The 17,830-nt window shown below is 68.2% G+C and carries 19 protein-coding genes; 7 read left to right on the top strand and 12 right to left on the bottom strand.

What is annotated here, in order from left to right; all coding sequences use genetic code 11:
- Positions 1–28 precede the first annotated feature (28 nt).
- The 7 genes from ACIBK6_RS18425 to ACIBK6_RS18395 form a co-directional block, all read right to left on the bottom strand.
- On the bottom strand, positions 29–670 hold the full coding sequence (locus tag ACIBK6_RS18425; protein WP_399052310.1) for an NAD(P)-dependent oxidoreductase: 642 nt from the start codon (positions 668–670) through the stop codon (positions 29–31).
- Positions 667–1,491 carry a class II aldolase/adducin family protein gene (locus tag ACIBK6_RS18420; RefSeq protein ID WP_399052309.1) on the bottom strand — a complete coding sequence of 275 codons (825 nt, stop codon included), beginning with the start codon at positions 1,489–1,491 and terminating at the stop codon, positions 667–669. The genes ACIBK6_RS18425 and ACIBK6_RS18420 overlap by 4 nt, the downstream gene beginning before the upstream one ends.
- A 28-nt stretch (positions 1,492–1,519) precedes the next feature.
- The gene (locus ACIBK6_RS18415) at positions 1,520–3,046 is read right to left on the bottom strand and encodes an FAD/NAD(P)-binding protein (RefSeq protein WP_399052308.1); all 1,527 of its coding nucleotides are present in this window, start codon (positions 3,044–3,046) and stop codon (positions 1,520–1,522) included.
- A gap of 5 nt (positions 3,047–3,051) precedes the next feature.
- Positions 3,052–4,050, bottom strand: coding sequence for a hypothetical protein (locus ACIBK6_RS18410; RefSeq protein WP_399052307.1), 999 nt, complete (start codon positions 4,048–4,050; stop codon positions 3,052–3,054).
- The gene (locus ACIBK6_RS18405) at positions 4,047–4,559 is read right to left on the bottom strand and encodes a flavin reductase family protein (RefSeq protein ID WP_399052306.1); all 513 of its coding nucleotides are present in this window, start codon (positions 4,557–4,559) and stop codon (positions 4,047–4,049) included. The genes ACIBK6_RS18410 and ACIBK6_RS18405 overlap by 4 nt, the downstream gene beginning before the upstream one ends.
- Before the next feature lie 95 nt (positions 4,560–4,654).
- A complete protein-coding gene (locus tag ACIBK6_RS18400; RefSeq protein ID WP_399052305.1) occupies positions 4,655–6,175 on the bottom strand; it encodes a 4-hydroxyphenylacetate 3-hydroxylase family protein in 1,521 nt (506 codons plus the stop codon).
- A gap of 327 nt (positions 6,176–6,502) precedes the next feature.
- On the bottom strand, positions 6,503–7,171 hold the full coding sequence (locus tag ACIBK6_RS18395; RefSeq protein ID WP_399052304.1) for a TetR/AcrR family transcriptional regulator: 669 nt from the start codon (positions 7,169–7,171) through the stop codon (positions 6,503–6,505).
- Between the two features lie 180 nt (positions 7,172–7,351).
- Between ACIBK6_RS18395 and ACIBK6_RS18390 the strand changes: the two genes are divergently transcribed.
- Positions 7,352–7,936, top strand: a complete 585-nt coding sequence (locus ACIBK6_RS18390) for an isochorismatase family protein (RefSeq protein WP_399052303.1) — start codon at positions 7,352–7,354, stop codon at positions 7,934–7,936.
- Between the two features lie 113 nt (positions 7,937–8,049).
- Complete coding sequence (locus ACIBK6_RS18385; RefSeq protein ID WP_399052302.1) at positions 8,050–8,655, top strand: hypothetical protein; 606 nt, start codon at positions 8,050–8,052, stop codon at positions 8,653–8,655.
- Here the strand turns inward: ACIBK6_RS18385 and ACIBK6_RS18380 are convergent.
- The gene (locus ACIBK6_RS18380) at positions 8,625–9,260 is read right to left on the bottom strand and encodes a sigma-70 family RNA polymerase sigma factor (RefSeq protein WP_399052301.1); all 636 of its coding nucleotides are present in this window, start codon (positions 9,258–9,260) and stop codon (positions 8,625–8,627) included. The genes ACIBK6_RS18385 and ACIBK6_RS18380 overlap by 31 nt on opposite strands.
- A gap of 571 nt (positions 9,261–9,831) precedes the next feature.
- Here ACIBK6_RS18380 and ACIBK6_RS18375 point away from each other — a divergent pair.
- The gene (locus ACIBK6_RS18375) at positions 9,832–10,563 is read left to right on the top strand and encodes a hypothetical protein (protein ID WP_399052300.1); all 732 of its coding nucleotides are present in this window, start codon (positions 9,832–9,834) and stop codon (positions 10,561–10,563) included.
- 23 nt (positions 10,564–10,586) lie between these two features.
- Here ACIBK6_RS18375 and ACIBK6_RS18370 read toward each other — a convergent pair whose 3' ends face one another.
- Positions 10,587–11,474, bottom strand: a complete 888-nt coding sequence (locus tag ACIBK6_RS18370) for a polysaccharide deacetylase family protein (RefSeq protein ID WP_399052299.1) — start codon at positions 11,472–11,474, stop codon at positions 10,587–10,589.
- A 302-nt stretch (positions 11,475–11,776) separates the two neighbouring features.
- On the opposite strand from ACIBK6_RS18370, the gene ACIBK6_RS18365 reads away from it, so the two are divergent.
- Positions 11,777–12,253 carry a diadenosine tetraphosphate hydrolase gene (locus tag ACIBK6_RS18365; protein ID WP_399052298.1) on the top strand — a complete coding sequence of 159 codons (477 nt, stop codon included), beginning with the start codon at positions 11,777–11,779 and terminating at the stop codon, positions 12,251–12,253.
- Positions 12,254–12,358: 105 nt separating this feature from the next.
- Here the strand turns inward: ACIBK6_RS18365 and ACIBK6_RS18360 are convergent, their stop codons facing one another.
- Positions 12,359–12,496, bottom strand: a complete 138-nt coding sequence (locus ACIBK6_RS18360) for a hypothetical protein (protein ID WP_399052297.1) — start codon at positions 12,494–12,496, stop codon at positions 12,359–12,361.
- Positions 12,497–12,812: 316 nt separating this feature from the next.
- Between ACIBK6_RS18360 and ACIBK6_RS18355 the strand changes: the two genes are divergently transcribed.
- From ACIBK6_RS18355 to ACIBK6_RS18345, 3 genes are all read left to right on the top strand, one after another.
- Positions 12,813–13,865, top strand: coding sequence for a DUF2599 domain-containing protein (locus ACIBK6_RS18355; RefSeq protein WP_399052296.1), 1,053 nt, complete (start codon positions 12,813–12,815; stop codon positions 13,863–13,865).
- An 86-nt stretch (positions 13,866–13,951) separates the two neighbouring features.
- The gene (locus ACIBK6_RS18350) at positions 13,952–14,089 is read left to right on the top strand and encodes a hypothetical protein (RefSeq protein WP_399052295.1); all 138 of its coding nucleotides are present in this window, start codon (positions 13,952–13,954) and stop codon (positions 14,087–14,089) included.
- A gap of 138 nt (positions 14,090–14,227) precedes the next feature.
- A complete protein-coding gene (locus tag ACIBK6_RS18345) occupies positions 14,228–14,698 on the top strand; it encodes a cupin domain-containing protein (RefSeq protein ID WP_399052294.1) in 471 nt (156 codons plus the stop codon).
- Positions 14,699–15,094: 396 nt separating this feature from the next.
- On the opposite strand, the gene ACIBK6_RS18340 is transcribed toward ACIBK6_RS18345, so the two are convergent.
- Together ACIBK6_RS18340 and ACIBK6_RS18335 are read right to left on the bottom strand one after the other, a co-directional pair.
- On the bottom strand, positions 15,095–15,952 hold the full coding sequence (locus ACIBK6_RS18340; RefSeq protein ID WP_399052293.1) for a hypothetical protein: 858 nt from the start codon (positions 15,950–15,952) through the stop codon (positions 15,095–15,097).
- A gap of 164 nt (positions 15,953–16,116) precedes the next feature.
- Positions 16,117–17,787, bottom strand: coding sequence for an SWIM zinc finger domain-containing protein (locus tag ACIBK6_RS18335; protein ID WP_399052292.1), 1,671 nt, complete (start codon positions 17,785–17,787; stop codon positions 16,117–16,119).
- Positions 17,788–17,830 lie beyond the last annotated feature (43 nt).

Genomic DNA, 17,830 nt, shown 5'->3' with positions numbered 1-17,830 from the left:
AGCGGTGTGAGGGGGGCGGGGTGAGGCCCTAGTAGGCGAGGCTGATACGGGCGCGCAGGGCCTTGGGGCTCTCCACCTCGTCGGCGAAACCGATCGCGAAGTCGGGGATGGAGATCTTGGAGTCGCCGTTCGCGTCGGTCAGCAGCTGGTCGCCGCCCCGGCGGTAGCGGCCGGTGCGCTCACCGGGCTCGATCAGCTTGGGCGGGGAGACGAACGTCCAGTCCAGATCGAACACCTGCCGGTACAGCTCCAGTGCTTCGCCCTGGGCGGTGGCGTTGGCCTTCCACATGGCGGGGAAGTGGGGGGAGTCGAGAACCTTCACCCCGGGCGCGGTCAGCAGGCTCCCGGCGCCGCCGAGGACGACCAGGCGCCTGACGGTGGTCTGCCGCAGGCCGCTGATGAGGGCCTTGGTGGCGCCCACGATGATGTCGTGGTCGTCGTCGGTTCCGTCGTGGCGGGGGCCGATCGCGGACACCACCGCGTCGTGTCCTTCGGCGAGGGCGGCCACGGCGGAGGCGGTGCGTACGTCTGCGGCCTTGGCGGTGTAGGTGCCGGTGGTGGTGGTGTTCCCCGACCGGGTGACGCCGGTGACGTGGTGGCCGCGGGTGACCAGCTCGTGGGTGATGGTCGAACCGATCTGACCGGAGGCGCCGAACAGCAGGATTTTCATGAGGTTTTCCCTAGGTTTTCGTTGAGGAAATCGGGCTGGTCGTGGGTGATCTCGTCCCAGAGCAGCTCGAAACTGAACCGGGCCAGCTGGGCGTCGCCGAATCCGGCGGCGGCCGATTCGGCCTGCTCGGGGGTGAACGTCTGCGGCTGTCCGGCGGCCTGCGCAAGAAGCTGTACCTTCGCGCAGGAGTCGTAGGTGAAGAACCAGTGCACGGCTTCTTCGAGGCTGCCCCCGACGGTGATCAGGCCGTGGTGGCGCAGCAGGATCGCCCGGTCGTCCCCCAGCGCGGCAGCGATGGCGTTGCCCTGCTCGACGGTGACGGAGGGGCCCTCGTAGTCCTGGTAGAGGGACTGGCGGCCGTAGAACGCGGCGGATTCCTGGTCGATCGGCTCCAGCAGCCTGCCGAGCGCGCCCAGCGCGCGGGAGTGGGTGGTGTGGGCGTGGGCGGCGGCGTGGATGTGCGGGTGCTGGGTGTGGATCGCGGAGTGGATGACGAACGCCGACGGGTTCACCGTGCCGGTGCCTGCGACCACAGTGCCGCTGGTGTCGACGCAGATGAGGTCTTTGACCTGCACCCGGTTGAAGGACACGCCGAACGGGTTCACCCAGAAACGGTCCGGATACTTGGGATCCCGGACGGAAATATGTCCGGATATTCCCTCACCGAAGCCGTCGCGGCCGAACAGCCGCAACGCGGCGGCCAGGCGCTGCTTGACGTGACGGCGGTGCTCGGTGACCGTCGCGAACTGGCGGTCGGCGGGGATGGGAAGCCCCGTCGCGGTATCCGCAAGAAAAGCAGGGCGTGCATCTGTGCTGGTCACAGCGGGTGTACTCCTCGTGTTGTCCGGTTCAGGCACTCAACAGCTCGGGCGTCTGGAGCACGGCCTGGTGGTGGGCGCCGATCGCCTCGGTGATGTCCCGCGCCCGGTCGACCAGGGACGGGATCCCCCAGGTGAACAGCAGCGCTCCGGCCGCGAGATCACCGAGCGCGTACAGACGCGGATCCGGCTGTGCGGCGACCGTCAGGCGGCTCGTGGCCCGCTCGATCATCAGGCCGCCGTAGGGGTTGGCGACCGCGTTGCGGGACCGCAGCAGGGAGGTGACCAGGCGCTGGGCGCCGTGGGGGATGCGCTGGCGGGAGGCACTGATGGTGTTGACGATCCTGTCGGCGTGGAATGCCCCAGTGCGGGTGGTGAGGGTGAAGCTGTTTGTGCCCTCCGGCTGGACGTGACGCAGTCCGCAGCGGATGTCGAGCTGTCCCCGGTCGGCGAGATCCAGCAGCAGGGCGGCCGAGGCGGGCGGCATCGGGCAGCACAGCGACATCAGCGTCCGGGTGTGGGTGTGCAGCAGCTGCGTCTTGTCCGTGTCCCGCAGCAGCGGCCACAGGTCCGGGCCGACGTCGGGGATCGCGCGTTGCAGGATCCGCAGACCCAGATCCGGGGAGTCGACCAGGCTGAGCTGACGGCGCAGCCGGGCGACGGGATTCTCCGCGAAAATCGACGCGATCTCCCGGGTCACCGTCTGCGGGTCGCTGCCGGCGTCGGCGAGTTCCTTGCGGAAAATGTCCAACAGGTCAGCCAGCCTGAACTCGCCGCCCTGTGCGGCGAGGGCCTGCATACGCGGCTGGGTGGCGTGCCGCACCTGGAAATCGGCCGGTTCCTGGCGTACGGCCGGGAGCACACCGTGGCGGGAGACCAGGGTGATACCGCCCTGGTGGCCCATCGCGGCCAGGTACCTGACGGTGTCGACCGCTGTGAGCCCGGAGCCGAGGACGGCGACGTGATCGTCCATGCCGATCGCATGGAGCCGGTCGACCGCCGGATACGGGTCCGGGATGTAGCCGTCCGCACCGTCCAGGCTGTACACGTCCTGCGGCGCCCCGCGCCCCACGGCGAGGACCGCGTAGTCGAAAACACGGGCACGGCCGTCCTTCGTCTGGAGCATCACCCGCTGGGCGCAGCGGGACGCGGAGGTGATGGGGGCGCCGATCAGATCGACCCGCCACCCCCTGCGCCGCAGGATTCCCATAGCCGCGTACGCGGTCTGCTCCAGGTACTCCCCGTACACCGTGCGCGGGGCGAAAGTGGCCCCGGAGTAGGGGTCGGCCGCAGTGGGCTGCCCGGTGACCCTGTCCCGGCCGGCGAGCCAATACGCGAAATGACCGGGGTCACCGGCACGCACCGACATGTCGGCGGGGACCATGTTGATGGTGAGGGTGTCGGCGTCGACCTGGTAGGGGCGCCCCCGCCACAGGTGCGGCGAGGGTTCGAACACGGTCAGGGTGCCGCCCGTGTGGCCGGTGTGGGCGAGCGCGTCGAGGAAACACACAGCTGCCGCGCCGCCTCCGACGACGGCGACGGAAAATCCCCCGCTCAAAGGATTCAACCCTTCTGGGCCTGATAGAAGTCGGTCAGGGAGACGGTGAAGTCGTGGCGGCCCTTCTCGTAGCGGATGCAGTACTGGCGGGGGTAGGAGCCGTCCTGCTGCCAGGCGGCGGGCTGATTGATCGGGTAGCAGCCGGAGGTGTTGGTACCGTCCGCGAGGCCCTCGAACCACGCATTGGTGATCATCGGCTCCTGGAAGAGGAGATCGCCGTCCCAGCCGCCATACATGAAGGTGTGGGTGAACGGCTGGCCGTGCCACTCCGGGGAGTCATCGGTGTCCATGAGGTGGTTGCCCATGGCGCCCTCGGCGGCTTCCTTGTGGTCCATGTACCCGGCCGGCATGTACTGCGGGTCGATGGGCTTGGTGGCGGTGGCGTAGTCGTCGCAGTTGATGACCAGCCCGCACGGGCCCATCCGGATGCCGTCGCGCACGGCCTTGGGCTTCAGGTAGAAGTGGAAATCGAAGTGCGGCACGTCGTAGATGCCGGGCAGGCCGTGGCCCTTGGGGTTGTAGTTGACCAGCACCCACTTCGTGGACAGACCCGCCGGAGCCTGATCCGGGAGCGCCAGGGGGTGCTCGTAGCCGCCGACGCACTCGGTGTTCTGGTCGATGACGCCGTCACCGTTGACGTCGTAGCAGTGGTGGCGGTCGTTCATGTCGGTGGGGAGCCCGGCGAGGGCGTCGCGGGTGAAGGTGACCCCGACCGCGTAGGGGGTGCCGTCGGCGTTGGTCTGGGTGTAGGAGCGCAGGGTGCCGTTGCCCAGATCCTGCGCGGGACCGAACGCGGCACAGGGACCCTCGTAGGAACGGGTGTGCTCCTTCAGACGTGCGGCGGCCTGGGGTGCGACGGTGGTGGCGTTGCCGCCGTCGGCCGAGTCGGTCACGCACATGACGGTGGTGGCACTGCCGGTGGTCGCGTGCGCGGCCGGGATGGTGGAGGCAGTGGTGGCGGCGAGGACAGCGGCGGTGGCGAGGATGCGGGTACGGCGGATCATGAGGCGGCGCTTTCGGTGTCGAGGCGGTGAAATCCACCACCGAGGAAAATCAGCGGAGTCGTGTCCGGCTCGGCTGCGGTGCCCAGAGCGACGGCTTCGCCGATGACCTGGACGTGGTCGCCGACGGTGTAGTGGTCGTAGTAGCGGCACTCCAGCCAGCCGGCCGCATCGAACAAAAGCGCCCCCGTTCCCGCACCGGGATGCGTGCGGACCTCGCGCAGCATGCGGTCACGCTCGGGGCGCCGCCCCGCGAAGGTGCGCGCGGTGTCTTCGGCGTCGGCGCCGAGGATGGAGACGGTGAAGACCCCCGAGAGAAGAACGTCGGCGAGGAACTCTGAGTCTTCGCGAAGACTCAGAGCGACCAAGGCCGGGTCGAGGGAGAGGGAGGCGAGGGAATTGACGGTGATGGCGTTGTGACGGCGCTCTCCGGCACCCGTGGGGCGCCAGGTCGCGGCGATACACACGCCGGTGGCGAAATACCGCATGACACTGCGCAGATCTTCACTCACAGGAGAAACCTCCAGGGCAGAGGAAGAGGAGCAGCCGGGCCCCGTACGGGGGAGGACGCGGCCCGGCTGCGTTCAAGGGGGCTCGTCAGGAGCCGTCAACGGGCCCAGCGGCCCCGGGTGAAGCCGTCCAGGTCGTAGTCGCCCATCGCCTTGTCGACCTCGGCGCCATACGCATCGAGCAGGCCCATCGCACCAGCCGCGTTGGCGGTGTCGAGGCGGACCTGGTCCGGGCCGCCCGCGTAGTTCAGCTCGTACAGCTCGTGGCGCCCGCCGAACTCGCTGCCGATCGCGTCCCACGCCAGCTTGAACAGCTTGATCCGCTCCTCGGCGCTGGCGGCCGTTCCCCGGTAGAACTTGTCCAGCAGCGGGCGCAGTTCCGGATTCTGCAAGTCCTTGTTGCTGGAGGCGGTCACCAGCATCGAGCCGGCCAGGTGCTCCTCGAAGAACCGGTGGACGCGGTCCCACGACAGCGGGGCCAGAACGCGGTGGCTGGCGGCGTACTCCAGACGCGGCAGGACCGTACCGGCCGGGCCCTGTTCGGGGTCCATGGCCATCGCGGTCGTCATCGCCCACGTCAGGTGACGCCACGCGAGGAGCTCCCCGAGAGCGGCCCTGACGCCCCGGAAATCCTGGGTGCCGTTCATGCGGGTGCCCTTGTCGAGGATGCCCGCCATGAACTCCAGCTTGACCGCCATGCGGATGGCGCCCTGGAAGAAACCGCGCGAGAGCAGCCCGGAGCGCGGGAAATACTCCTGGATCTTGTCGGTGTCCCGGTAGATCAGGACGTTCTCCCACGGGATGAACGCGTTGTCGAAGACCAGGACCGTGTCGTTCTCGTCGAACCGGGAGGACAGCGGGTTGTCGAACGGGCTCGTGGCTTTGCGCTCGTAGGAGGAGCGGCAGATCACCTTCAGGCCCGGCGTGTTCATGGGCGCGATGAACGCGAGCGCCATGTCCTCGGCCTTGCCCTTTTGCAGGTTGCCCAGGTGGATCTGCCCGACGAACGCCGCGTTGGTCAGGGCGGAGCCGGTCGCCATCATCTTGGCGCCCTCCACCACGATGCCGTCGTCGCGCTCCTCGGTGACCGTGATGAACACATCCGCGATCTCGTGGGAGGGCTTGTTGCGGTCCACCGGCGGGTTCACGATCGCGTGCGAGATCGCCATGCCCTGCTTCACGTAGCGCTCGTACCAGGCGCGGGCGTTCGCGTCGTAGGGGGCGTAGAAATCCTGTGTGGAGACCAGGCCGGCCATGAAGGACGCCTTGTAGTCCGGCGTGCGGTTCATGAAGCCGTAGGACAGCCGCGCCCAGTGCTCGATCGCGTCCCGGGCCTTCAGCAGTTCCTCCGCCGAGTGCGCGGGGGTGAAGAACCGGTGGACACGGTGGCCGGTATACCGGTCGACCGTGGTCATCAGGTCCTTCGTCTCCGGCGCGTGGAGGGCGTCGTAGAGGTGGGCGGAGGACTTCGCGGCGTTCGCGAAGGCCGGGTGGGTGGTGACGTCCTTGACGATGTCTCCGTCCAGGAACACCTGGCGGCCATCGCGCAGGCTCTCCAGGAACGAGTCCCCCGTCATCAGCTCGTTGGGGGCGTCGGCGGCTGCGGAAGCAGCGGTCATAGTCGGTCCCTTCCGTACAAAACGGCATGCGGAAGAAAAGGGCGTTTTCCGGCAGGCCGGAAGGGACAAGAAGCTGTCGGCATCCCCCGTGACGCACTTCTCCCGCATGGGTGCGGTCGACCTCGAAGGCGGCTCGAACCTCCCTCGGGTGTTCACGAAGCTAACACACTTTGTAAGCAGCGGTAACAGGAATAGGGCGCACCGCATCCGGGAATCCGCGCGACCGAATAAGGGAAAAATCCGGATGACCCGGGCATCCTGGAGCTTCCTCCGGCAACAAAAAAGCCCCGTCCCGCACGGACAGGGCCCCACACACACCGACAAAAATCATCCCCCGAGCGACCGCGCCACCGCCGCGACCACCTCGTCCTCCACCGCGACCGTCCCCGTCAGCGTTCCCGCAAGAGCCCGCGCCAGCACGGCCGCCTGTCCCAGCCGGCAATCCTCCTCGGTTTCTCCCGTCACCCGGCCGATCACCGCATCCCGCACCACGTGCGACACCTGCTCATCACCAAAAAGATCCGGAAACGTCAGCATCATCAGGCACACCCCCACATTCGACGCGAGCACCGCCTGACCAGCCACCTCCACCGTCATCCGCAACCGCCCCACCGCCGCACACCGTTCCAGCGCCGCCAGCAGCAACGCCTTCGCCTCCTTCACCGCCTGCGGCTTCGGCTCCCCCACCGGCGTGAACATCAAGCGGTACAAATGAGGATTCTTCAGCGCGAATACCGTGTGGCTGTCCCACGCCGTACGCAGATCCGCCACAGGATCCGCCGTCCGGGGATTACGCCGCTTGCCCGCCAGGAACCTCTCGAACCCCTCGTCGGCCGTCGCCGCCAGCAGTCCCTGCTTCCCCCCGAACTGCCGGGAAATCTCCGGAGCCCCCACCTGGGCCTTCGCGCAGATCGCACGCGTGGAGATCTCCTCCGCGCTCTGCGACCGGAGCAACTCGTGCGTAGCGGACAAAATACGCTCTCTCGTAGTACTCATGCATAGAATGCTAACAGTTCACGCACACCCCGCTAACAGCTGTGACCTGCGAAAAATCAGCCAACCCTATGGCCGGAACCCGCCACACCTGTAAAGCGCGCTTACGTCATGTGTTAGCGTCGTCAACACCGCGAGGTCCCCATCAGCGAGGACCCGCACACTCCTACCGAAGAGGACCCCATGGCCACGACCACCCTGCGCCAGCTCAACAGCTTCGACGAGACCCCCGCCTCCCTCGCCGACGCCACCGTCATCCTCATCGACTTCCAGAACACCTACACCGGCGGAACCATGGAGCTGGACGGCTACGCCGCCGCCGTCGCCGAGGGCAAGAAGCTCCTCGAAGCCGCCCGCGCCGCCGGAGCCACCGTCATCCACGTCCAGGACAAGGGCTACGACGTCGACTCCGAGGGCGGCAAGATCATCGCCGACGTCGCCCCCATCGACGGCGAACTCTCCGTCATCAAGTCCGTACCGAACGCGTACCACAACACCAACCTCGCCGAGCTGGTCGACAAGGCCGGCAAGAAGGACGTCATCCTCGCCGGGTTCATGACCAACATGTGCGTCCTGTTCACCGCCCAGGGCGCCTTCCTCAACGGCCACCGCCCCACCGTCGTCGCCCAGGCCTGCGCCACCCGCGCCCTGCCCACGACGGCCGCCGGCCAGCACCACATCGACGCCCAGCAGATCCACGACGGCGCCTTGGCGACGGTCACCGAGCTGTACGGCGTCGTCGTCCCCACGGTCGGCGATCTCGCGTAACACCCGCATCACCGCAGACCAGGGCGCCCGGACACCTCCTCCGGGCGCCCTTTCGTCTTGGCGTCCGCATTTTCGTTGAAAAATCTGGTGCCCTCGGGGGCCAGCGTCACATCATGGCTCCATGGCCACCCTCCCGAAAGCGCCGTGCCCGGCATGTTCCGAGCCGCACGCGCTCCTGCCCACCCGCAAGGCCGGGTACGGCAGCGTCGCGGACCATAGGACGCAGCCGCTATGACCTGGCCCTGGTCAGCACCGACCTGCAGGGCAGCCCGACCGCGCTGATCATCCGGTACGCCTGGCGCTGGTCCATCGAGGTCACCTTCGCCGAGGCCCGCGACCTGCTCGGCGTCGGCCAGGCCCGCAACCGCACCGAAAACGCCGTGCGCCGCACCGTCCCGTTCGGCCTGTACTGCTACAGCATCACCGTCATCTGGTACACCCTGCACGGCCACCACCCGTCCGACGCCGCCGACCGGCGCCAGAACGCCCCCTGGTATGCCACCAAGACCGAGCCGTCCTTCTCCGACATGGCCGCCAAACTCCGCCGCGTCATCATCGCCGCCCGATTTCTGCCCACCAGCCCAGGTCAGCCCACTGACGCCGAAATCCGCGCCGTCCAACAAGCCTGGGCCTCAGTCAGCGACGGCCTGGCGACCTGGCCCTGCCAGAACGTCAAAAGCCGAGAGGTTCAAAGATCCCTATCATTGCGGCCGTGGTAGTCGACGGTGCGGACGTCCAGGCCCATGAACCTGGCGATCTGGGAGGTTTTGTAGCCGAGCAGGTGGCGCAGCACGATCACGTTGAACTGGCGGACCGGGAGCTCGGCGATCGCCTCGTACAGACCGTTGGCGCTGTCGGTGAGCTCCAGTTCGTTGCGGACCGCGCGCAGGTTCTGGGCGATGGGCCCGTTGATGACGAAGGCGGGCTGCGTTCCTCCTCCTGGAGCCGTCCGTAGACGTGGCGGTGCAGGACGGCCAGCGTGAGCCATTCCAGTTCGCTTTCCTGCAGGAGTTCGTCCCAGCCGGCCAGGATCTCCAGGGAACACCTGGTGGACCACGTCCTCGGCGGCCCGCCGGGCGCCGAGGTGGATCTCGGCGTAGGCGTGGAAGAACTCCTGGTGGCCGAGGTAGAAGCCCTCGAAGTCCAGCGGCAGGTCGAGTGGTGCGAGTACTGGTACGTCGTGGCCTGTGCTCTGCGGCGTGACGTCGCCCAGGACGCCCTCGTCGCTCACGTGGGCCTCCGGTGTGTGCTCATGGTGTACGTCCTCTTCGTTGAGGTCGGCGGCCAACAGGCCCGTACTGAGAGCCAGTTGGGCTCTGGGCACCACAATGTCGAGATCCGGGGCCGATCACTCATCACCCGCAGCAAAGAAACGAACCCAGTGATCACATGCGGGGACACTGCGTCACTTCGAAGCCCGCACACCAGTCCAGTAGGCCGCCCCGAACAGGCAACACAAGGCAACCGCCACCCCCTGACCCACCAGACTCACTCCGCGAAGTGCCCTACGTCACACAAGAGTTACGCAGGAGCGAACACCATCCGCACCGCACCGGTCGCCCGCCCGCCTCCCCCACTCCCCCTTGCTCACGCGATCGAGTGACACCCCTTCGGCGCTCCCGGCGGCCCGGCTTCCTGCGGAGCGCTTGGGCGGCCGGTTTCCGGAGTGTCCGGTTCATGTCACCGAACGGCCACGGCGACTGTGACACCGACGGGAGCAACCTCGGCCCGCCGCACCCCGTGTACACAGGTGTGCGGTGGTGCTTGTACGTCCCACGGACCTGGGGGTCGGGCCGTCACCGCTGATCAGCGCAGTGAAACACGGAATCCCGTTGAGCTCGGCGAGGCAGCGAAGCCTGCTCGGCACAGCGGGACAGGGAAACGGGGAGTTCAGCATGGTGGTCCGTCGGCACATGATTCCGCTCGCTCTCGTCGCCGCCACGGCGTCGCTGGCCCTGACCGCCTGCGGCGGCGGCTCGGACGGAGGATCCGCCACACCGTCCGGTACGAGTTCGACTACGCCGAGCGCCACCGGCACGGCCGCACCGGGCTCGGGCGGGGCGAACGGCGGTGCCAAGGGCGCCCCGTCGTCCGGGGCCAAGCCCGGCTCATCCACGGGCACACCGACGGGCAGCAGGGACGCCTCCAGCGACTCCTACGCCTACAAGCACCTGTGCGCCGCCAGCCAACTCACCGTCATTGCAAAGGAGTTGGAATCGAACCCGGACCAGTACGTCATCGCCGTCACCAACCGGGGCCAAGCCGCCTGCGGCATTTCCTCGTACTACCCGCTCGTCGCCCTCGGCCCCAAGAACGCCGTCGACCGGTCCAAGAGCATCCACCCCCTCGTCCCCAGCGGCCTCGGCGGCGCCCCGGCCGTTCCCGTGTACGCGGGGCACACCGTCTACGCCGTCCTCGACACCGACCCCGGCGGCGCGAAGGGCGGCAACGGCGGCATCGACGAGATCAGCGTCCTCGCGGACGAGCGGTTCCCGAACGCCGAGACCCACAGTTTCCCGATGGACGAAGGAGCCACCGTCACCCGGCACCCGAAGCTGGGCCTGTACCGCGACACCGTCCGCGACGCGGTCACCAGCATGCGCTCGGCGGACATCAACAGCAACTGACCGCCCCGCTACAGGCCAGTGGTTCAGGCATTGACCGCATCCGACAGGCGCACGAACCGATAGCCCCTGTCGAGGAGTTGCGGCACGGCGGCGCGCATTCCCTTCGCGGTGCCGCCGTGTGGATGGTTCATGTGGCCGATGACGACCGAGCCCGGGCGCACGGCCCGCATGGCCTGCTCCACCTGCGCGGGTGTGAAGGTCGCGCCGCCGTCACCGTTGACGTCGAAGCTCGCGAAACGCTCCCCGAGATCGGTGACGATCTTGGCGGCGACGTCGTCGCAGTAGGCCGTCCCGGAGCGGAAGAAGCGCGGCGGGTGACCCAGCAGTCCGGTGAGCTTGGCACGGTTGCCGGACACCTCGTCGTAGACCTCACCCGCGTTCCGGGTGCCGGGTATCTGGTAGGCGGAGCGGCCGGAGACGGAGAGCGGGAGGTGCCGGGTGCCGTGGTTGGCTATCTCGAAGAGCGGGTCGGCGGCGAGCTGCTTGAAGACCGACGGATTCTCGTCGATCCAGCGGGAGTTGAGGAACAGGGTCGCGGGGACCTTGCGCTCGCGCAGGAAGTCGATGAGCGCGCTGTCGTAGTCGCTGCCGCCCTTGCCGCCGCAGGCGTCGAAGGTCAGCGCGGCCGTCTTCCCGTCGCCCGGCAGCCGGGACAGCGCCCCGGGCACCGTCAGCCCCCAACTGGTCGGGGCCTGTTTCCCGTACCGGGCGACGATCTCGGCCCGCGACGGAGCACCGGCGGCCGGCGCGGAGGCCCCGGGCGAAGGCGTCGCCGACGCGGACGGCGCGGCAGGAGCGGCGGGGATGGACTTCGCCTCCCCCGAGGGCCGGGCGGAGCCCCCTCCCGAACACCCGGCGAGCAGCCCACCCGCCACAACCGCCAGCACCGTCCGCCGACTACTCACACCCATCGCGCCGCGTCCTCCGATCCAGGGCAGCGCCCCTCGCCGCACGCGGGTCAGCCTAAGCGATCTTGAGTAATGGGACTGTGGCTGGTGTCATCGCAGCGGTTCGCTGGCTGAGGGCCCGGTCGACGGCCGTGTGGAGTGCCTCTGCGGTGGTGTAGGCGCGGACGGCAGGAGCCGGGCAATCGGCGCGTAGTCCAGTCGACGTTCAGAACCTGAATTGGAAGCACTCTGCACGTAAAGAACCTGTGCTTGAAGTCGCAGTCCGGGTGTCCCTCATGGTTGGAGGCCCGTCATAGGTTGCTCCCATGACTGATGACTGGCAGAGGGACCGGATCGGAAGTGCCCTGCGCGGGGAGAACCCCACGGTGTTGCGCCGCTTGCGGGCGGGGTTCGCGGCGATCGGCGATGTCCAGTTCCTGCCTGGCTACTCGGTGCTGCTCGCGGACGATCCGCAGGTGCAGCGGCTCTCCGACCTGCCGAAGGCGAAGAGGCTGTCCTTCTTGTCGGACATGGACGTGCTCGGCGAGGCGGTCGAGCGTGCCTGTCGACGACTCGACCCGGCCTTCCGCAGGGTGAACTTGGAGATCCTCGGCAATACCGACGGGTTCCTCCACGCGCATGTATGGCCGCGGTTCGACTGGGAGCCGGCGGAGTTGGTCCACATGCCGGTCTGGCTGTACTCCCGCGAGCACTGGCAGGACGAGCGTCATGCCTTGTCTGCTCGGCATGACACGCTGCGGAAGACGATCGGTGAGGAACTGGATCTGCTGGCCTCCCCCTGAGCTGGGCCGTTCAGGCCGCTTGCAGAACTGGTGCCGGGCGGGGAACGGCAGGTGCTCACCCGGCACCCCTGAACTGCCGCCCAACACCCGTGCCGCCTCGGTCCGTCAGCTGGGCCGAAGCTCGGACACCGACAGCCCGGTCGCGGTCCGCCCGGCTCCGGCGATCCGGGCGCCCGCCGGCCTCGCGGACAGGGCCACGCTCAGCCGGTGGCGTTCATCGCCCAGCTCCCGGATGCCGCGCATCAGGTGCCTCGCTCGTGCCCCCGTGGGACCGTTCGGTGATCGAGGAGCGCATTGCGGGGTGAACTCCCGCCCAGGGCCGTGCGGTTCGGGTTTCGCCGGCCGCACGTGGGCGGGCCCAGAGGGAACGGCGAACCGAGTCCGCTCACGCTGCGGCGTACTGGTGTGCCTGCCACCTTCGCCATTCGATCTCTGGCGAGCCGCCGTCGACCATCGCCTCGGCAATGGTCGAGGTCGACTGTGACGACGACACGGTGACCCGAACTCTGGCTCTTTCTCCCGCAGCCCGCACCATCTACGTCCGTAGATACTGCCGGTCATGAACAGGACAACAGCTCCACGGCTCCTCGCCACACTCGCCGCATGTGCGGCCAGCGCCTCCCTGCTGGTGGGCGTCCAGGCCACCCCCGCGTCCGCAGAAACCTTCTGCGGTACCCACTCGGTCGATGGCGCCATCTGGACCGAGTACACCCAGACACCCGGTGTGCAGCAGTCCCTCGGCTGTCCCACCAGCGATGAACTCGGCCTTCCCGACGGGGTCGGCCGCCGTCAGGTCTTCGACAACGGCTCGATCTACTGGAGCCCGAACACCGGCGCGCACGCCGTGTGGGGCCTGATCGGCCAGGAGTGGGGTCAGCACGGCTGGGAGGGCGGCTACATGGGCTACCCGCTCACCGACGAGCTGAAGAACCCCGACGGGACCGGCGTTCGCCAGCAGTTCCAGAACGCCACGGTCTACTGGTCCCCCAACACCGGAGCGCACGCGGTACACGGCAACATCGGATGGTGGTGGGGACAGTACGGGTACGAAGGAGGGCCGTACGGCTACCCCACGAGCGACGAGTACAACGCCGGACACGTCGGCGGCAACGTCGATGACAACAACGGCATACGCCAGGACTTCCAGTCCGGCAAGTACCTCTTGTGGAGCGGTGGTCAGAACGACGCCTTCGAGGCCTGCCAGACTGCGTGTATCGGCTACGGCGGCATCACCAACACGAAGTGGGTGAACAAGACCGAGGTCTACATCAATTGGACCAACACCCGCCTCACGTCCGTCCACGTCACCCCGACCGCCGCCGCGTTCAAGACCGTCACAGGCAGCGATGACGCCGCCAGTGACCTGAATGACGACTGGAGGCAGGTGTGGTCCAACACGCGCATGTTCCCCGGCGCCACGCAGACCGAGGAGAACTCGACCTTCCAACAGCTGCTGTGCCACGCGGAGTTCTCGTACCCCAATCCCAGCGGTGGCCACTTCGGCGGTCCGACGTGGGACCTGGAAACCTGGCGCCCTCAACTCACCGGGGACAGTGACACGATCCTCAAGAAGATGCTCGCCTCCAAGTGCAACTGGGACACGGACTCGTAGCACCTGCCTCCCCAAGCCCCTCGTCAGCCTCCGGGCCGGCGGAAGGCTTCTTGTATTTTCGGACCGGAAATCCCAGGATCGCGTGCGTGCTGCCGTTCCTCTGCTGCCACGAACCCGCTCGCCTCACCGCCGAGGACATCGCCCGGTACTCCGAAGATCCGTGGGCGGCGTACGAGGTGGCGGAAGGTGCCGCCTGCGAGCTGAGCCGGCCTCGGGACTGGTAACGGGGTGGGGAGGAATTGAGTTCGGGGCGTGGTGGCCGGACGGTTCGGCTGGCGGTCGATCAGCAGGTGGTGGTGTCTCGGGCGAGGACCCCTCGACGTCTATGCGGCGGCTGCGGCCGTGCGCGAGGATGTGTGCCCATGGCGGACACTGCTGATACTCCGGATACCTCCACGTCGGACCCTTCCGAACTGGTCACCCTTCTCGGCCTGCAACCACACGTCGAGGGCGGCTGGTTCCGCGAGACCTGGAAGACCTCGGGCGGGACGGTCCCCGACGGATACGACGGACCGCGAGCCTTCGCGACCGGGATCTATTTCCTGCTCCACCCCGGCGAGCTCTCCCGCTGGCACCGCGTCCGCTCGGACGAACTCTGGCTCTGGCACCGAGGTGGCCCGCTGCGGATGCGGCTGGGCGGGCACGGTGACGCGCCGGACGAAGCCGGGGCGGTCGAGGTGATTGTGGGGAACGGGATCGAGCACGGGGAGCGGCCGCAGTTCCTCGTCCCGGGCGGCGTCTGGCAGAGCGCCGAACCCGCGGGTGACGAGCCGGTCCTGGTGACGTGCGTCGTCGCACCGGGCTTCGACTTCCAGGACTTCGAGATGCCGTAGTGCCTCAGCGGAAGCCTCCGCCCGCGCAGGTCTCCGCCCTCGCGGGCCGACACGCGAGGGCGGAGAGAACGCTCCGGACCGCCCACAAGGTCCCTCGCGCGGCAGAGCGTCCTTACAGCAGGATCTCCAGGGTGGCGATACCGGCCTGTTTGTCCACGCCGGACTTGAGGCAGGTGGTCGGGTCCAGAGTGGCTAGCACCACCACGCGGGTGGCGGCCCTGACTTTCCCGAAACCGTTCGAGACCGAACCCCGGCTGGGCAGCCATCAGCAATCCAGCGGAGCACGTCCTTTTGCCGCTCGTTGGATGGTTCCTTCGCCATCACTGGCTCCTGTTCGCGTGATGCGGACGACGATCCGCTCGGCAGAATTCCGATCCTGGCCCATGCCTGGCTCACTCAGGCGGCGTCATCCTGCGGAACACCTCGACAGGAATCTCGAACTGCGCCTCGATCTTCGCGGCGTCCTTGCCTCTGTCGGCTTCCCGGAGCATGCCGACGGCCCTGCTCAACGATCCTGCCGAGCCTCAGGACCTCGGCACGCAGGATGTGGAGTTCGGCGAAGGCCTCGGCGGCTTCCGCGCCGCACCACTGCCGTACGAGATCGCGTGCGGGTCTGCACTCGCTGTCGACCTCGGCGCAGATCTCAGGGCTGAAGTGATGCCCCTCCCGTTTGCCCCGGCCCGGACTGTACGAACCGTAGATCGCTTCTCGCTGCGCCTGCCGCTCCTGTTGTTCCACGTCTTTCATGCCACGCTCTGCATACAGGACCGCGCCTTTGCGGGCACACGCCAGCGCTACGGGCATGGGCGCCTCCGCGCTCCCGTCGTCACGCAGCACCGTCAGCGAGTCGCGGGTGAAGAACTCCGTGCTCTCCTCCAGCGCCTCGGCGAACGCTGCCAGGTCATGTACGTACAAGACCCCCTCGTCGTGCCGCGAGTAGCCGACGCTCGCCAGTTCCTCCCAAGGGCAGGCGGCGAAGGCGATATCCACCGCATGACGCTCGGGGGCATCGCGCGCAGGCGTAGCGGCTCGCAGGGCCTTCCAGCGGCGTCCTTCCGCCAGCCATTGGTCAGCCTGCTCCCATGGGACGCGCAACTGCGAGCGCGGCACCCAGTCTTCGCGGTCCTCGTCCTCGTCCGCAGTGAAGCGGATCTTGACACGCGGCGGGCTCTTGGTGCCAAGACGAAGCACTTCTACGCGAGCTACCGGGTCGTGCGCCCGCGCCCGGTGCGCCCAGAACTCTCCTGCCTCCATCACCACTCCTCCCCTGCCGGTCCGTCTGCGAAGGGTGTACGCCCCCCTCCGCCGGGACGTTCGCGGCCGCCACTCCCTCCGCATCGCTCATACCGCGACTGTGGCATCTCGCAATCACTCCCGTTCCCCGGCCCACGCCCGATCGCCCGATGCCTGGTCTACCTTCACAGGCCGTGCTGGTCGAGGAGCCGCATCAGATTGCGCTTGCGCTTCTGGTCGGCGCGCAGGGCTGTGAGGTACGCGGTGAACTCGTCCGGGGTACCCAGGCGTCGATGGCAGTCGCGGATGCTCAGCAGCAGGCCGGTCAGCTGCTCGTAGACACGATTGCTGGTCTGGTTCCTGAGGGGTTCGGCCAGGCGCTGATACACGCCGAGCGCGTCGGCCGGGCGGGTGGCGCGTGCACGGTCGGCGAGGGTGAGCCACTGCCGGTCGTGGGCACCGGTCTCGGTGGCGGCTCGCCAGGCGGCATCGACTTCCTCGTCGTCGAGCAGGGCGTCGATCAGGACCGGACCGCCGTACCAGCCTTGTTGGCGCTGCTCCGCGTCGGCGCGCAGCAGCGCCAGGGCCACTACGCGCTCGGTCTGCCAGCATCCGGTCGCCATCGCCACCGTGCGCAACTGCTGGTACGCGGCCAGGGAGCGGAGGGCGGCGAAGTGGGCGCGGCGCAGGGCGACGGCATCCGGAAGCCGGCCGACGGCCTCGTAGCGGGCACAAAGGTAGTCGATCAGGCTGCTGTCGACGGCAACGCTCCTGGTCTCCTCAATGCCTCGTTCCGCCCAGCGCAGGGACTCGTCGCAACGGCCCACAGTGTCCAGTTCACGGGCGATGGCCAGGTGGGTGCTGCCGTCCGGGGCGAGGTCGGCCGCATACACGGCGACCACCGCGTCCATGTCACCGCCCGCCCTGGCCAGCCGCTCCATCAAGTACTTCTCCGCCCAGCCGGTGCGGTTGCCGCACGAGGCCTCGGCCGCCAACCGCCGTACGATGGCGAGCCCTTGGGCACCCAGGACGTCCTCGTAGTCGAGGGGGTCGATGTCGGTCAGCTCGTCCAAGTCGCCGAGCGCATGTCCGACCAACCAGCGAGCGAGCTCCTCCGGGTCAGGGCGGGCCGCGCGACACGCGTCGAGATGGGCTTCGGCGAGAGCGGTGCCGACTTGGCCGAGATGCCCGTCGGAGTCGTCGATCGCACCCTGCGCCTGACTCAGCAGGCGCATCGCCTCCCGAGACAGGGAGATCGCGTCGGAGGCGCGGCCGGAGGCGGTCAGCGCGGCGATCGCGGACACCACTTGGGCGGCCTGTTCACCGTAGGCATGCGCATCGGCGTACTCGACGTATCCGTACTGTGCGAAGGGGCCGATGTCGAGGAGTTCCACGATGCGGCCGCGGACCTCGGCGAGGTCTCCCCGGGCGCTCGCGGCCCGCAGCTCCAGGCGGTGCCGCAATTGCCGGTCCTCGGTGACCTGTTCCCGTACGAGTACGAGCAGTTCGTCCCTGGAGAGCTCGGCCAGCCACGCGTCCAGGTCCTGGGCGCGGGTACGGGCCCGAATGCGCTGCCGCGGCAGGCTCTCCGGCCCGGCCAGCGCGCGCAGGCCGGCCGCCACCAGGTGCTTGCAGAAGTTACCTTCCAGGCCGTACGGGCAGTCGCATGCCCCGCTGAGCCCTTCAGGCCCGTCGAGCGACAGCTCCACCTCGTATGCGCCCGTCCCGTGGACGGTGGCGGTGATCCAGCCGTCGCCGACCTCCAGAGCGGTCACCGCGTCCAGGTATCCCGAGCCTCGTTCGAAGGAGCGGGGACCGGCCAGTGCCCGTAGATCGGCCTCGGTGAATCCGCCCATGGTGTTCCGCCTTCTCGCCCTGCCCCGTCGCCATCGGCCCGAC

The sequence above is a fragment of the Streptomyces sp. NPDC050485 genome, assembly GCF_044458185.1.
In the GTDB taxonomy this organism is placed as follows: Bacteria; Actinomycetota; Actinomycetes; order Streptomycetales; family Streptomycetaceae; genus Streptomyces.
Note: the sequence above shows the minus strand (reverse complement) of the source record. Positions and strands in the feature narration are given on the sequence as shown.